The sequence below is a fragment of the Enterobacter sp. D2 genome, from assembly GCF_034427575.1.
GTDB classification, from domain to species: Bacteria; Pseudomonadota; Gammaproteobacteria; order Enterobacterales; family Enterobacteriaceae; genus Enterobacter; species Enterobacter cloacae_M.
This window is the reverse complement of record NZ_JAXQPP010000003.1, coordinates 251,298-266,042: the sequence shown is the minus strand read 5'-3', so window position 1 is coordinate 266,042 and position 14,745 is coordinate 251,298. Positions and strand designations below refer to the sequence as shown.

Genomic DNA, 14,745 nt, shown 5'->3' with positions numbered 1-14,745 from the left:
ATTTAGGTATGCGCTGAATGATGCGGATGCACTGACAAAGGGTGTCAGTATTCAGTCACAGAAAATTTCTCTTATGGTTATATAACGGCGTGATTTAGCGGAAACCTTAGGAGTTTTTGTAGAAAGCGGCGCTGGCCGAAGAAAAAGGCCAGCGCGAGGGGGGATCACACTGCGGCTTCTGCCTCCAGCATGACCGGGTGGAAGCGGCGCTTGAAGTAGATCAGACCGTGTCCCGCGTCACTCAGAATGATGTTCTTAACTTCAACAAGGTAGACAAGATGCGTGCCGATGGTTTGCACCTGGCTAATCTCACCTTCAAGGCTGGCGAGCGCGCCCTTGAGCACCGGCTGCGCCAGCGGGCCTTTCTGCCAGCAGGAGAGGGTAAAGCGCTCCTCCATCGTCATACCGGTCATCCCGGCGAAATGGCGAGCCATGATCTCCTGCTCGTGATTCAGCACGTTAACGCACAGCCTGCCGTTGCCCTGAAATACCGGGTTCATGGCGCTGTTGGCGTTGATGCACACCATGACCGACGGCGGGGTGTCGGTGACCGAACAGACGGCGGTGGCGGTAATGCCGCAGCGGCCCGCCTCGCCCTCGGTGGTGATCACATTGACCGCCGCCGACAGGCTACTCATTGCGTCGCGAAAACGCAGGCGTTGTTCATCTAAATGCATTGCAACCTCCCGCTGCGCTATTTCAGCAGCTTGTCGAGCATGTTGATATCGCTGTTGTTGTGCAGGTGCGGCACCGTCCAGCCGTGCTGGTCGTATTCAGACATGCAGCGGTCGACCATCGCCATCATCTTGTCCATGTTGCCGGAGCTCTGCGCCTGGCGCAGACACTGCAGGCGGATCTCATCCTGGCTTCCGGAGTAGTTGATTTCGTATAGCTCGTGACGACCGCCAAACTCGCTGCCGATGGCATCCCACATCAGCTTCAAAATCTTGATGCGTTCGACGTGATCCATGCCGTTGGAGCCGCGCACGTATTTCGCCAGATACTGGTCGATCTGCGGGTTGTTCAGATCCCGGGCGCTGGACGGCAGGTAGATCAGACCGGACGTCACGTTACGCTCGATGATGTTCTTGATCTTGGCGTAGGCCATCGGCGCCATCACGCGGTAGGTTTGCAGCGCGGCGTGATCCGGCAGATACGCGCCGTTCACCCACGGGGTAGCTTCGGAGCACATCGAGTCGCTCAGCGCCCAGAACATGTTGCGCCAGGCCACCACTTCGCCGAGATCTGCCTGCACGCCGCGGAACTCCAGGGTACCGGTGCACTCCAGGGATTTCTTCAGCAGGGCGGTGATGAAGTCGAGCTTCACCGCCAGACGCACGCAGGCCTGCAGCGGGTACATCCGCGCAAAGCCTCCCTCCATCGTCCAGCGACGGCAGCGGTCGAAATCGCGGTAGATCAGCACGTTTTCCCACGGGATCAGCACGTGATCCATCACCAGGATCGCGTCGTTCTCGTCGAAGCGGCTGGAGAGCGGGTAGTCGTACGGCGATCCGGTTGCGCCAGCCACCATCTCGTAAGAGGCGCGGGAGATCAGCTTCACGCCTTCGGCATCCATCGGCGCGACGAACATCAGCGCGAAGTCCGGGTTTTCGCCCATCACCTGCGCGGATCCGAAGCCGATCATGTTGTAGTGGGTCAGCGCCGAGTTGGTTGCCACCACCTTCGCGCCGCTGACGATGATCCCGGCGTCGGTCTCTTTCTCCAGCTTGATGTAGACGTCTTTCACCTCGTCCGCCGGCTTGTGGCGGTCGATCGGCGGGTTAACGATGGCGTGGTTGAAGTACAGGCCGGTTTCCTGAATGCGCGTGTACCAGCTGCGGGCGTTCTGTTCGAACTGGCCATAGAAGGCCGGGTTGGCGCCGAGCGCGCAGCCGAACGCGGCTTTGTAGTCCGGCGTGCGGCCCATCCAGCCGTAGCTCAGGCGCGACCACTCGGCGATGGCGTCGCGCTGCTGGCGCAGGTCGTCGGCGCTTTTCGCCACACGGAAGAACTTGTGGGTGTAGCCGCCGCTGCCGGTGTCGGTGCCCCAGCAGAGGGTATCCTGCATGTCCGGCTTGTGAAGCGCGTCGTACATCTGCGCGATGGAGGCCGCCGCGTTGCGAAACGCCGGATGGGTGGTGACGTCGTTGACGCGCTCGCCGTAGATGTAAATCTCACGGCCGTCCTGCAGGCTTTTTAAATACTCTTCGCCGGTTAACGGACGTTTGGCATAAGCGCGGAAATCTTCAGGCTTCATAGGGACCTCGTATCGGAATAGGGTTGTTAAATTTATGTTTTGTTTTTGTTGTTTAATTGAAGCCTGAGAGGGGCGGAACGTGAAGGGACGATTGGGACAACGGCGGGTACTTTTCGCGAGAGATCGCAGAGTGTGATTTCTCTCACCCTAACCCTCTCCCAAAGGGAGAGGGGACGGTTACTCTCTCTCCCTTTGGGAGAGGGCCGGGGTGAGGGGAACAGGCGATACCGGTACTTTCTGCGCCCGATACGCGCTCGGCGAGCACCCCACTAAGCGGTTAAAAAACCGGGCAAAATAGGCCGGGTCCTTAAACCCCAGCTGCCAGGCAATGTCGCTGACCGCGCTGTCGGAGAAGAGCAGCAAGCGTCTGGCCTCCCGCAGCTGGCGGTCGAAGATCAGCCGCTTCGGCGGGCGGTTGGCGAAGCGGCGGCAGATATCGGTCAGGCGGGATTCGGTCAGGTGCAGCTCGCTGGCGTATTCCGGCACCGTCCAGTGCTGGTGGTAGTGGGCATCTATCAGCTGGGTAAAGCGCTGGAACAGCTTCAGCTCGCCGCGCATGCCGCCTGAAGCGTGGTCGTCGAGCTTCGCGTTGCGCAGCAGCAGGGTAAACACCGCCTGCGCCAGCAGGACCAGCGTGTGTTCGCGCCCCGGCAGCTGTTCCGTGGATTCCCGGGCAATGAGCTGCCAGTAGTGCTTCAGCGCCGCCAGCTCGTCCGGCCTGTCGGCCAGCGAGAGGCAGATCCCCGGCAGGCCAAACGCCTCCCGCGTGCCGGGGTAGAGCACCTCCAGCAGCGGCCAGATCAGATCCTCGCGCACCGTCAGCACGTGTCCGTCGCTGTCGGATTCGGTGATAAACGCGTGCGGTACCGACGGCGGCGTGAGGACGAACAGCGGGGCCTGCACCGAGTAGCGGTGATCGTCGAGCTGGAGTTCAATCTGCCCGGTATCGAGAAAGTGCATCTGAAAATACTGGTCGTGACGATGCGCCTGCATGTCGCGGCCAAAAAAGGCCGCCATGCGCGCGAACGACTGGTAGTGCACGTCGTCGGTGCCCAGACTTTCGTCGTACTCCTTGCTGATATCAATGTTGGCGATAGGGTTCTGGCACACGATCGTTCCTCTGTTGATCCCGCTGCGTCATCGGAATGCGCGTCAGCACCAGCGCGCCCACCACCAGCAGACCCGCCACGAACCACAGTCCCGAGCTGAAGCTGCCGGTCGCGTCGCGCAGAATACCTATCAGCAATGGGCTGACGGCAGACCCGACGTTGCCGATGGCGTTGATCACCGCCAGCGCCACCGCGCGGGACTGCAGGCTAATCACCCGATCCGGCGTGGTCCAGAATATGGCCATGGCGGTAAAGGATCCGGTTGAGGCCATAATGATGCCAAGCAGCTGGATCAGGCTGTGATCGGTGGCCGAGGCCAGCATCCATCCCGCCGCGGCGAACAGGTACGGCAGGATGGTGTGCTTTTTTCGCTCTTTCAGCCTGTCGGAGCGTCGACTCCACCAGATCATCCCGAGAATGGTGCAAAACTGCGGGATCGCCGCCAGCAGGCCGATGACGATATTGCTGCTTCCCGTGTTAAAGCTTTGCAGGATCTGCGGCGTCCAGATGTTGATGGCGCTGAGCGTGTTGGTCAGGCAGAAGTAGGCCAGCGTGTAGAGCAGCACCGCCGGGGTCAGCACTTCGCGCAGCGTCGAGCGCGGCGTGACGGATTGGGCGATGGCGACCTCCTGCTCGCGGGCGATCATCGTTTTCAGCGCCTGCTTTTCGTCGTCGTCCAGCCAGGTGGCCTGATCAGGCGTGTCGTTGAGGTAAAACCAGGTCACCACGCCGAGCACCACCGACGGCAGCCCCTCCAGCAGGAACAGCCACTGCCAGCCCTTCAGGCTCCACAGCCCGTCCATCGCCAGAATATAGCCGGAGAGGATCGAGCCGAGCATCATGGTCACCGGCATGGCGATCATAAACAGCGCGTTGGCGCGGGCGCGGTGATAGGCCGGGAACCACCAGGTGAGGTAGACCAAAATCCCCGGCAGGAAGCCCGCTTCGGCAATGCCCACCAGCATGCGCAGGACGTAGAGCGTTTCAGGGCTGGTGGCGAACATGGTGCAGGTGGAGGCGATGCCCCACACCACCATGATCCCGGCGATCCAGCGCCGCGCGCCGATCTTCGCCAGCATGATGTTGCTCGGGATCCCGCACAGCACGTAGGTGACGTAAAACAGCGTCGCGGCCAGGCCAAACATGGTCGACGTAAGGCCCAGATCTTTGCCCATCGTCAGCCCGGCAAAGCCGATGTTGATGCGATCGAGAAACGAAAAGACAAACAGGATAAAGAGAAAGACGATCAGGCGTCGGAACAGCTTGTTAATGGCGCGATGTTCAACAGCTTTATTATCATGAGTTTGCAGGGTAGAGGTCGTCATGGTGCGCTCCAGATCTTACGTTTAGTAGACGGATTTATTGTTATTAACTGACGTAACCGGTTGTTCGATAAAACGTGCCGCCAGCGCTTCGGCGCTGCGGGCGAGCAGGGTGGTGTCGACGCCGACGGCGACAAACAGCGCGCCAAGCTCGAGGTAGCGTTTCGCCAGCGGCTCGTTCGCCATCAGGATGCCGGGCGCTTTGCCCGCGCTGAGGATCTGCGCGATAGCCTGCTCGATGGCGGCCTGCACCTCCGGGTGCTGCGGATTGCCGGCAAAGCCCATGTCGGCGCTCAGATCCGCCGGGCCGATAAACACGCCGTCGACGCCTTCCACGTCCAGGATCTGCGGCAGGTTTTTCAGCGCCTCGCGAGTTTCAATCTGTACCAGCACGCACATGGCGTCGTTGGCCTGCTGCAGGTAATCCGGGACGCGGTTCCAGCGCGAGGCGCGCGCCAGGGCGCTTCCGACGCCGCGAATGCCCGCGGGCGGGTAGCGGGTGGCACGTACCGCCAGCCGCGCTTCGTCGGCGTTTTGCACCATCGGCACCAGCAGGGTTTGCGCCCCCACGTCGAGCAGCTGTTTGATCTGCACCGGGTCGTTCCACGACGGGCGCACCACCGGCTGGCTGGGATAGGGCGCGATGGCCTGCAGCTGGGTTAAGACGGTCTGCACGCTGTTCGGCGCGTGCTCGCCGTCGATCAGCAGCCAGTCGAAGCCTGCCCCCGCCAGCAGCTCTGCGCTGTAGCTGCTGGTGAGCCCCAGCCATAAACCGATTTGCGGGCGGCCCGCCTTCAGCGCCGCTTTGAATGCGTTTTGCATGGTCCTCTCCTAAACAAAGCGGCAGCTGATGGAGCCCATGTTGCCGTAGTCGACGTGGAAGGTGTCGCCTCTGCTGGCGGACACCGGGCGGGTAAACGAGCCGCCGAGGATGATTTGCCCCGGCTCAAGCTGCACGTCGTACGGCGCCAGCTTGTTCGCCAGCCACGCCACGCCGTTCGCCGGGTGGTTAAGCACGCCTGCGGCGACGCCGGTCTCTTCGATCACGCCGTTGCGGTAGAGCAGAGCGGAGATCCAGCGCAGATCCAGTTCGTCGGGCTTAATCGGGCGGCCGCCGAGGATCACCCCCGCGTTGGCGGCGTTATCGGAGATGGTGTCGAACACCTTGCGCGGGCGCTGGGTTTCCGGATCAACGTTGTGACAGCGGGCGTCGATCAGCTCCAGCGCGGGGATGACGTAGTCCGTAGCGTTGTAGACGTCGAAGATCGTGCAGTTCGGGCCGCGCAGCGGTTTCGCCAGCACGAAGGCCAGCTCCACTTCGATGCGCGGAACGATAAAGCGATCGACCGGGATGTCGCTGCCGTCGTGGAAAAACATGTCGTCCAGCAGCGCGCCATAGTCCGGCTCGCTAATCTGCGAGCTGGCCTGCATCGCTTTGGAGGTCAGGCCGATCTTATGGCCCTTCAGCACGCGGCCTTCGGCGATTTTCAGACTGACCCATTCGCGCTGAACGGCGTAGGCGTCTTCAATGGTGATCTCCGGGTAGTCCAGCGAGATCGCGCGGATCTGCTCCCGGGTTTGTTCCGCCTGATGCAGGCGGTGGGCGATCAGGGTATGGGTGTGTTTGTCGAGCATGGCGATATCCTGTTTTACGTTTGTTTTCTCCCTCTCCCTGTGGGAGAGGGTCGGGGTGAGGGCATCAGGCCGCATAGATTTCCCCTCACCCTAACCCTTTCCCAAAGGGACAGGGGGCTGGCCGTGCCGGTATTACTTAAACAACGCGTGCACGTTGTTTTGTTTGTAATTGAGCGTCGGGTGCAGCTCGTCGAGCTCGAACGACAGCGCCAGATAGCGGTCGGCCATCAGCTCCGCGAAATGTGCCTTGATCAGCGCAAAAAGCATCTCCCCCACGGCTTCCCGGCTCTCCAGGCTGCGCCCGGCGCCAATCTTCAGCGTCATATGCACAAAGGCGTAGTCGTGCCTGCCGTCGGCCATCTGCCAGGTGTCCAGCCAGTGGGCGCGGCTGCGGATGCCGCCGATGGGGAAGATGCCCGTGGCGGCCAGCGCCTCGTTGACTTTGGCGAACAGCCCCGGCAGGTCCGCCTGCTCGCGGATGTTGTCGGTACATTCAGCAATAAAGTGCGGCATGGTGACTCCTTACGCGGGCAGCGGGAAAACGGCGTTAACCTGGCCGGTGCCGGAGCTGGCGAACAGCTCGGTGAGGAACTCCACCTTACCGTCGTACTGGTCCCAGCCGAGCATCCCCAGCAGCATCACCGTGTCGTGCATGTTGCCCTCGCCGTAGCAGTAGTCGGCGTACTCCGGCAGCATGCTGCAGAATTCTTTGAACTGCCCCTCGCGCCACAGCTTCACCACGCGCTCGTCCATCTGACGGTCGAACTCGCGGGTGTAGCTGTTCATCCCTTCCTCCGCGCGCTGGTCGTCGATAAAGCGGTGCGATAGCGAGCCGCTGGCGAGCACCGCCACGGTGCCGTCGTATTTCTCAATGGCGCTGACGATGGCCTCGCCCAGCCTGCGGCTGTCGGCGAAGTCGTGAACCGTGCAGAACGCCGAGATGGAGACTACTTTGAAGTGTTTATCCGCGTTCATGTAGCGCATCGGCACCAGCGTGCCGTACTCCAGCTTTAGGCTCGGGATGTTGTGCGCTTTGGCGCGCACGCCGAGCTTCACCGCCTCGTCGGCGATCAGCTGGCCGAGTTCCGGGTTGCCGTCGTAGTCGTAGGTCATGTCGCGGATAAAGTGCGGCAGCTCGTTGCTGGTGTAGACGCCCGCAAAATGGTCCGCACAGTTGATGTGGTACGCGCTGTTCACCAGCCAGTGGGTGTCGAACACGATGATGGTGTCCACGCCCAGCTCGCGGCAGCGCTTGCTGATTTCTTTATGCCCGTCGATGGCCGACTGGCGGCAGCCGTGGTTTTTCCCCGGCAGCTCGGAGAGGTACATCGACGGCACGTGGGTGATTTTTGCCGCTAGCGCTAATTTACCCATGGTCAGATCCCCCACTTTGGAATCGGATGGTCGCCCATGGAGATGCAGACGTTCTTCATCTCCGCGAACACTTCAAAGCTGTACTCCCCGCCCTCGCGGCCGGTGCCGGAGGCCTTCACGCCGCCAAACGGCTGACGCAGGTCGCGCACGTTCTGGGTGTTGACGAACACCATCCCCGCTTCGATATTCCGTGCCAGGCGCAGTACCTTGCTGACGTCCTGGGTCCAGATGTACGACGCCAGGCCATACTCCACGTCGTTGGCCAGGCGCAGCCCTTCCGCTTCGTCCTTAAACGGCAGCAGGCAGGCCACCGGCCCGAAGATTTCTTCCTGCGCCACGCGCATGCGGTTGTCGACGTCCGCCAGCACGGTCGGGCGCAGGAAGTTGCCGCCCTTCAGGTGCGCAGGCAGATCGGTCGGTTTGTCCGGGCCGCCCGCCAGCAGGGTTGCCCCTTCTTCGATGCCGAGACGGATGTAGCCGGAAACCTTCTCCCAGTGCTGTTGGCTGATGAGCGCGCCAATCTGGGTATTCGGATCGGTCGGATCGCCTACGCGCAGGCGGTTGGCGCGCTCGGCAAAGCGCTTGACGAATTCCGGGTAGATGCTCTGCTGGATGAAGATGCGCGAGCCCGCGGTGCAGCGCTCGCCGTTGATGGAGAAGATGGTGAACAGGGCGGCGTCCAGCGCGCGCTCGATGTCGGCGTCTTCAAAAATTAGCACCGGGGATTTGCCGCCCAGCTCCATGGAGTACTTCTTCAGCCCGCCGTTTTTCATGATGTTGCGCCCGGTGGCGGTGCCGCCGGTGAAGGAGACGGCGCGCACGTCGTGATGGCGCACCAGCGCGTCGCCCGCCGTCGCGCCGTAGCCCTGCACCACGTTGAGCACGCCCGCCGGAATGCCCGCCTCCAGCGCCAGCTCGCCCAGACGGTCGGCGGTCAGCGGGGAGAGTTCAGACATCTTCAGCACCGCGGTGTTTCCGAGAGCCAGGCACGGCGCAACCTTCCAGGTGGCGGTCATAAAAGGCACGTTCCACGGCGACACCAGCGCGCAGACGCCCACCGGCTGCACCAGGGTGTAGTTGAGCATCTTGTCGTCGACCGGGTAGGTTTTGCCGTTCATCTGCTGGCACACCTCGGCGAAGAACTCGAAGTTGTGCGAGGCGCGCGGAATCAGCACGTTTTTGGTCTGGTGGATCGGCAGGCCGGTATCGGCGGTTTCCATGGCGGCGATCTCGGGCACGTTCTGGTCGATCAGGTCGCCCAGACGACGCATCAGGCGCGCGCGTTCCTTCATCGGCAGGTTGGCCCATTTCGGGAACGCCTCTTTGGCGGCGGCGACGGCCTGCTGGACCTCTGCTTCACCGCCGGAGGCGACTTCTGCCAGCACCTCGCCGGAAGCCGGGTTGGTGGTGTGGAAGTACTCGCTTCCGGCAACGTTTTTACCGTTGATCCAGTGGTTAATCTTTTTCATTTTGCAGTCTCCTCGCTGACAATTCGGTTCACCAGGCGCCCCACGCCCTCCACTTCTACTACCACTTCATCCCCCGGCACCACGTCGGACAGCCCCTTCGGCGTGCCGGTGGCGATCATGTCGCCAGGCTGCAGGGTCATAAAATCGCTCAGGTACGCGATCAGGTACGGGATGCTGAAAATGAGATCGGCGGTGGTGCCTTCCTGGCGCAGCTCGCCGTTAACGAAGGTGCGCAGGGCGAGGTTGTGCGGATCGGGAATTGCCGCTTTCGGCACGATGTGGGGGGAAATGGGCGTCAGCCCGTCGCGGCTTTTTACCCGCAGGTTCGGGCGGTAGTAGTTTTCCAGGTAGTCGCGGATGGCGTAGTCGTTGCAGACCGTATAGCCCGCAACATAGTCCATCGCCTCGGCTTCGCTGACCTTACGCGCGGTTTTACCGATGACTACCACCAGCTCCGCTTCGTAATGCATGTATTCGATATTGTTCGGGCGCACCGACGTCTGGCCGTCGCCGTTGAAGGTGTTTGGCGCTTTGATAAATACCAGCGGCTCGGTTGGCGGCTTGAAGTCCAGCTCGCTGGCGTGATCGGCATAGTTCAGACCGAGGGCAAACAGCGTGGCGTGCGGCGGTGTGCTGTGCGCAATAGTGACGCTACGCTCATCCACCACCGGATTTTCCAGCGGCGGAAAGCCTTCTGCCAGAACACGCACGCGATCGCCCGGGCGGATCTCCACGCGGCTTTGCGGGGTGCCGAGCAGGATCGCATCGCCGGGATTGAGGGTGGCGAACTCGCTCAGGGCGCTCAGCAGTTCGGCAGCGTTACGCTGAAGATCGGCCGTGCTCCAGTGGTCCGCTTCGCGGCCGTTGATCTCGGTGATGATGGTCAGGTTATCCACGTTATCAACGGCGACCAGCTCGCCGAGCGGGCAAAATCCGTCCCGGCATTTGGCCTTGATGGCCGGGCGATAGAAGCTCTCTTCCGGCAGGCTCACCTCGTTGGCGAGCGCATATCCCGCGATGTACGCCGCGGCGTCCTCCACGCGAACCCTGCTGGCGGTTTTGCCCACGACCAGCGCCACCGTCGCGCCGCTCAGCACCGTTTCCCCGTGGGGGAAGGGGATCGGCTCGCCCGCGCGAATCACCGTGTTATGCGGCTTGATAAACCACACCGCCGTTTTCGGCGGCGTGTTGTAGGGCGCTTTTTCAAAGGCCTCACGCCAGGCTTCACGCTGGCTTTGATGGTTGAGGGCGACTGCAAAAACGGTACCTTTCATTCATATACTCCTCACCCCGGCGGTCCGGGTTGTGATTTCATTAATATGTTAATGATCTGGTTTTATGCTTTTGCTGTTTATTTCGCAATCAGAAGTGAAAGATTTGTGATGGGAATAACAATAAATTTACATTCTGTGATTTGTTTATATTAAAATCAAACAGTTAATAAAATTATTGGGTTTCTGTTAGACTTTTTGACGGAAAACATGTTGTTTATAAAAACATCTTTTAGTGATTGTTTACTTGTTAATGATGTTAAGGGGAAAGGCTATGCATGATTCATTAACCATCGCGCTGCTGCAGGCGCGGGAAGCGGCGATGTCGTACTTCCGCCCGATCGTGAAGCGCCATAACCTGACCGAGCAGCAGTGGCGCATTGTGCGCGTGCTGGCTGAACATCCGTCGATGGATTTTCACGATCTGGCGTTTCGCACCTGCATCCTGCGCCCGAGCCTGACGGGCATTTTGACGCGGATGGAGCGCGACGGCCTGGTGCTGCGCTTAAAGCCGGTGAACGACCAGCGCAAGCTGTATGTGTCGCTAACCAAAGAGGGCAATGCGCTGTATGAACACGCCCAGGCGCAGGTCGAAGAGGCGTATCAGCAGATCGAGGCGGAATACACGCCGGAGAAGATGAAACAGCTGACGGCGCTGCTGGAAGAGTTTATTGAACTCGGAAACCGGCATAACGCAGCGCGGGAAGAAGAGTAAAAACCACAAATTCCAGGATGATTTTCGTAAAGTTTTCCCTTTCCAGGCCGAAAATTCTGTATCTGTCTGAGGAAAGAGAAAACATGTTAAACCGTATCAAGATTGTCACCAGCTTAATGCTGGTTTTAGCGATATTTGGCCTTTTACAACTCACGTCCGGTGGTCTTTTCTTTAATGCTCTGAAGAATGACAAAGAGAATTTCACCGTCCTGCAAACCATTCGCCAGCAACAGTCCACGCTGAACGCCAGCTGGGTAGCGTTGCTGCAAACCCGTAATACCCTGAACCGTGCGGGCATCCGCTACATGATGGATCAGAGCAATATCGGCAGCGGCGCGACCGTGAACGATTTGATGCAAATCGCCTCTGCGTCTCTGAAACAGGCGGAAAAAAACTGGGCTGCCTACGAAGCCCTGCCGCGCGATCCGCGTCAAAGCGATGCGGATGCCATGGAGATCAAGCGTAACTATGATATTTACCACGGCGCGCTGGCGGAGCTGATCCAGCTTCTGGGCGCGGGCAAAATCAACGCCTTCTTCGACCAGCCGACCCAGAGTTATCAGGACGGTTTTGAGAAACAGTATGTGAGCTACCTGCAGCAGAACGACAAGCTGTATCAGACGGCGGTCGAAGACAGCAACAGCTCCTTCAACCAGGCTATCTGGGTGCTGATCGGCGTCCTGATTGCCGTGCTGGTGGTGATCGTGGCCGTCTGGCTCAACATCAAGCAGACGCTGATCTCTCCGCTGAATCGTCTGATCGACAACATTCGCCATATCGCCAGCGGCGACCTGGTGAAGCGCATTGAGGTTCAGGGCACCAACGAGATGGGTGAACTGGCCGATTCGCTGCGCCATATGCAGGGTGAGCTGGTGCGTACCGTCGGCGACGTGCGTAACGGCGCGAACGCGATCTACAGCGGCGCGAGCGAAATTGCGATGGGCAATAACGACCTCTCTTCCCGTACTGAACAGCAGGCCGCTTCCCTGGAAGAGACCGCTGCCAGCATGGAGCAGCTGACGGCGACCGTTAAGCAGAACGCCGAAAACGCCCGTCAGGCGAGCCATCTTGCGCTGAGTGCCTCTGAAACCGCGCAGAAAGGCGGCAAAGTGGTGGATAACGTGGTGCAGACCATGCGTGATATCGCGGGCAGTTCGCAGAAAATTGCCGACATTATCAGCGTGATCGACGGCATCGCCTTCCAGACCAACATTCTGGCACTGAACGCGGCGGTAGAAGCGGCGCGTGCGGGCGAGCAGGGTCGTGGTTTTGCGGTGGTGGCAGGTGAAGTACGTAACCTGGCCCAGCGCAGCGCCCAGGCGGCGCGCGAGATCAAGAGCCTGATTGAAGACTCCGTGGGCCGCGTGGAAGTGGGCTCAACGCTGGTAGAAAGCGCCGGTGAAACCATGGGTGAGATCGTGAACGCGGTGACCCGCGTAACGGACATCATGGGTGAAATCGCCTCTGCGTCTGACGAGCAGAGCCGCGGTATCGACCAGGTGGGTCTGGCGGTAGCTGAGATGGATCGCGTGACCCAGCAGAACGCCTCGCTGGTTGAGGAATCTGCCGCAGCGGCGGCCGCTCTTGAAGAGCAGGCGAGCCGTCTGACTCAGGCCGTGGCGGTGTTCCGAATTCAGCAGGAGCAGATGAAAGCGCGCGAGTTCGCTGCGACTAAAGCGGTTTCCACGCCGGTGATGGCGCGTAAAACCGCGACGGCCGATTCAGGCGATAACTGGGAAACGTTCTAACCCGGTGCGTTGTGCCGGGTGGCGGCTGCGCCTTACCCGGCCTACGGTTCAGGGTTTTGTAGGCCCGGTAAGCGAAGCGCCACCGGGCGATATTACAGAGGCAGGCGCATGGCGCAGCGCGTTTCAAAGGCGAAACCGTGCGCTGCCTCTTCTTCCCTTTTCTGACGCAGTTCAGGCGTCAGCGTCGTCATTTTTTCAAACCCCAGCCGCGCATAGAACGGCGCATTCCACGGTACGTCCCTGAACGTCGTCAACGTCAGCGCTGTCAGCCCTCTTTTACGCGCATGGTCTGCCACGCAGGCGATGAGCTGCCTGCCGATCCCTTTTCCCTGCCAGTCCAGATCAACCGAGAGTTCGACAATAAACAGTGATGAAGGATGGGCCTCGGCAAGGATAAACCCGACGGGCTGGTCGTTCGCCAGCGCCAGCCAGCTTAGCCCACGTTCGACATACTCAAGGTGCTGCGCAGCGGAAATGACCTCGCCGTCGGCAAGCCAGGCGAGATCCGGGCTTTCACGAAAGCGCTCGCCCGCCGCGCGTTCAATGGCGGGCAGGGCGATAATGTCGTGAGGGGTAGTGGGGCGAATGCGAATATTCATGGCGGGAAGTATAGCCTGACCCGTCGACATTATTCCGAGCAGATCAGCACCGGCGAGTAAAAATTGCTGATCACCAGCGCGTCTTCCGGCGTGCGCTCTATCGTCAGGAGCCTTTTATTGCCCAGCGTCAGGCCCGCGACGTACTTTTCAAAGACCCCGGGCGGCATGGCATCGTGGCTAAAACGCTCCACTTTTTGAATAGCGATCTCATACAGTTCGCCCTCCACGTGACGCCATTTAAACATCTCCTGGCGGGAAACCTCCCAGCTGCGCGGGGCATTCACCACGCTGCCGTTTAGCGTGATGTATCCCGTTTTGTCGGGATGAAAACGCATAATGATCTCACCGTCAAAGGTGAAATCGTGGCTGTCGCGCCTGTCGGAGAAGGTCAGGTTTCCATCGCAGGCTACCGAGAGCGGGGGCGTGTGGAAGTACCAGGCCAGCGCGGCGCCCAGCAGCAGCAGGTTCAGGATCAGGATTAGCCAAACTTTTTTGTGTCTCATATCACCACTCGTAATAGTAAAGCGTACGACAGGCGCTGGCTTTACCCCGCGTGAGGGAACACTGGGAGAGCACCAGCCGCCCTTCGTGGCCGTAGAAAAGCGTTCTCTGAATGTGCATGTAGAAAATCGAATTTTTCAGGCACGGAAGATGGCCGTCCTTTTGAAGCGTTTGCGCGAGCGTAATCGCCTTCCCGTGAAAAACGTCCGCCAGCGGCGTAAAGGTGTAGACCGGACAGGTGCCTATATGCGTGAGCAGATGGATCGCCCGCTGCGAGTTTTCTGGCTTGATGAGCGCGATCCAGAGGCATAGCGCAACGACTACCAGCGTGAGCGCGCCGCAGAACAGCCATTCCGGGCGAACGCGCCTTGCCGGTTTCGCCGTTTCCGCGGTCGGCGGGGCCTCCTCAAGCGGGGTGACCGTGACGTCTGCGCTGAGCATAAAGCCTGTTTTCGGTACGGTAACGATAAAGAGCTCGTCGGGAAGCAGAGTCGCCAGCATTTTGCGCAGAATGCTGATGTACTGGTTTAAGGAGTTGTTAGACCCCTGGAGCCCTCGCCGATCCCAGACTTCCTGAAGAAAGGTTTCCCGTTCGACCACGTTCCCATGATGCTGAACCAGCAGCCTCAGGATGGTATTCGCCGTACAGGTGAGGAGCTGCGCATCTTCATCCGGCGCATTGATAAGAGAAACAAAACCGTCCTCGTCGTTATAGACGATGGCGTCAGCAAGCAGGTATTTCATA

Annotated in this window: 15 protein-coding genes; 2 read left to right on the top strand and 13 right to left on the bottom strand. The window is 60.1% G+C overall.

The genetic code is table 11. The features are described from left to right. Nucleotides 1-164: 164 nt before the first annotated feature. From SPG90_RS16700 to hpaG, 10 genes are all read right to left on the bottom strand, one after another. Nucleotides 165-677, bottom strand: coding sequence for a 4-hydroxyphenylacetate 3-monooxygenase reductase subunit (locus SPG90_RS16700; RefSeq protein ID WP_126303629.1), 513 nt, complete (start codon nt 675-677; stop codon nt 165-167). Nucleotides 678-694: 17 nt separating this feature from the next. Then, nucleotides 695-2,257, bottom strand: a complete 1,563-nt coding sequence (gene hpaB / locus SPG90_RS16695; RefSeq protein WP_126303627.1) for a 4-hydroxyphenylacetate 3-monooxygenase, oxygenase component — start codon at nt 2,255-2,257, stop codon at nt 695-697. Nucleotides 2,258-2,434: 177 nt separating this feature from the next. Continuing rightward, the gene (hpaA, locus tag SPG90_RS16690; protein WP_126303625.1) at nt 2,435-3,367 is read right to left on the bottom strand and encodes a 4-hydroxyphenylacetate catabolism regulatory protein HpaA; all 933 of its coding nucleotides are present in this window, start codon (nt 3,365-3,367) and stop codon (nt 2,435-2,437) included. Then, entirely contained in the window at nt 3,339-4,691 is a 1,353-nt protein-coding gene (hpaX, locus tag SPG90_RS16685; protein WP_047173284.1) for a 4-hydroxyphenylacetate permease, read from the bottom strand. The genes hpaA and hpaX overlap by 29 nt, the downstream gene beginning before the upstream one ends. Before the next feature lie 21 nt (nt 4,692-4,712). Next, on the bottom strand, nt 4,713-5,510 hold the full coding sequence (hpaI, locus tag SPG90_RS16680; RefSeq protein WP_126303623.1) for a 4-hydroxy-2-oxoheptanedioate aldolase: 798 nt from the start codon (nt 5,508-5,510) through the stop codon (nt 4,713-4,715). A 9-nt stretch (nt 5,511-5,519) separates the two neighbouring features. Then, nucleotides 5,520-6,323, bottom strand: a complete 804-nt coding sequence (gene hpaH / locus SPG90_RS16675; protein WP_023310279.1) for a 2-oxo-hept-4-ene-1,7-dioate hydratase — start codon at nt 6,321-6,323, stop codon at nt 5,520-5,522. 132 nt (nt 6,324-6,455) lie between these two features. Further along, a complete protein-coding gene (locus SPG90_RS16670) occupies nt 6,456-6,836 on the bottom strand; it encodes a 5-carboxymethyl-2-hydroxymuconate Delta-isomerase (protein ID WP_045400867.1) in 381 nt (126 codons plus the stop codon). 9 nt (nt 6,837-6,845) lie between these two features. Next, nucleotides 6,846-7,697, bottom strand: a complete 852-nt coding sequence (gene hpaD, locus SPG90_RS16665) for a 3,4-dihydroxyphenylacetate 2,3-dioxygenase (protein ID WP_045355043.1) — start codon at nt 7,695-7,697, stop codon at nt 6,846-6,848. Nucleotides 7,698-7,699: 2 nt separating this feature from the next. Continuing rightward, nucleotides 7,700-9,166 (bottom strand): 5-carboxymethyl-2-hydroxymuconate semialdehyde dehydrogenase, encoded by a 1,467-nt coding sequence (gene hpaE / locus SPG90_RS16660; RefSeq protein WP_126303621.1) that lies wholly within the window; start codon nt 9,164-9,166, stop codon nt 7,700-7,702. Then, nucleotides 9,163-10,440 carry a 4-hydroxyphenylacetate degradation bifunctional isomerase/decarboxylase gene (gene hpaG / locus SPG90_RS16655; protein ID WP_126303619.1) on the bottom strand — a complete coding sequence of 426 codons (1,278 nt, stop codon included), beginning with the start codon at nt 10,438-10,440 and terminating at the stop codon, nt 9,163-9,165. The genes hpaE and hpaG overlap by 4 nt, the downstream gene beginning before the upstream one ends. A 271-nt stretch (nt 10,441-10,711) precedes the next feature. Between hpaG and hpaR the strand changes: the two genes are divergently transcribed. Continuing rightward, the gene (gene hpaR, locus SPG90_RS16650; protein WP_023334396.1) at nt 10,712-11,152 is read left to right on the top strand and encodes a homoprotocatechuate degradation operon regulator HpaR; all 441 of its coding nucleotides are present in this window, start codon (nt 10,712-10,714) and stop codon (nt 11,150-11,152) included. An 83-nt stretch (nt 11,153-11,235) separates the two neighbouring features. Further along, complete coding sequence (tsr, locus tag SPG90_RS16645; protein WP_047173300.1) at nt 11,236-12,900, top strand: methyl-accepting chemotaxis protein; 1,665 nt, start codon at nt 11,236-11,238, stop codon at nt 12,898-12,900. A 92-nt stretch (nt 12,901-12,992) separates the two neighbouring features. Here the strand turns inward: tsr and SPG90_RS16640 are convergent, their stop codons facing one another. The 3 genes from SPG90_RS16640 to SPG90_RS16630 are packed head-to-tail and all read right to left on the bottom strand — an operon-like array spanning nt 12,993 to nt 14,744. Continuing rightward, on the bottom strand, nt 12,993-13,499 hold the full coding sequence (locus SPG90_RS16640) for a GNAT family N-acetyltransferase (protein ID WP_045355047.1): 507 nt from the start codon (nt 13,497-13,499) through the stop codon (nt 12,993-12,995). Nucleotides 13,500-13,528: 29 nt separating this feature from the next. Further along, complete coding sequence (locus tag SPG90_RS16635; RefSeq protein WP_045355049.1) at nt 13,529-14,002, bottom strand: hypothetical protein; 474 nt, start codon at nt 14,000-14,002, stop codon at nt 13,529-13,531. 1 nt (nt 14,003) lies between these two features. Then, complete coding sequence (locus SPG90_RS16630; RefSeq protein ID WP_322408237.1) at nt 14,004-14,744, bottom strand: winged helix-turn-helix domain-containing protein; 741 nt, start codon at nt 14,742-14,744, stop codon at nt 14,004-14,006. Between the last annotated feature and the right edge of the window lies 1 nt (nt 14,745).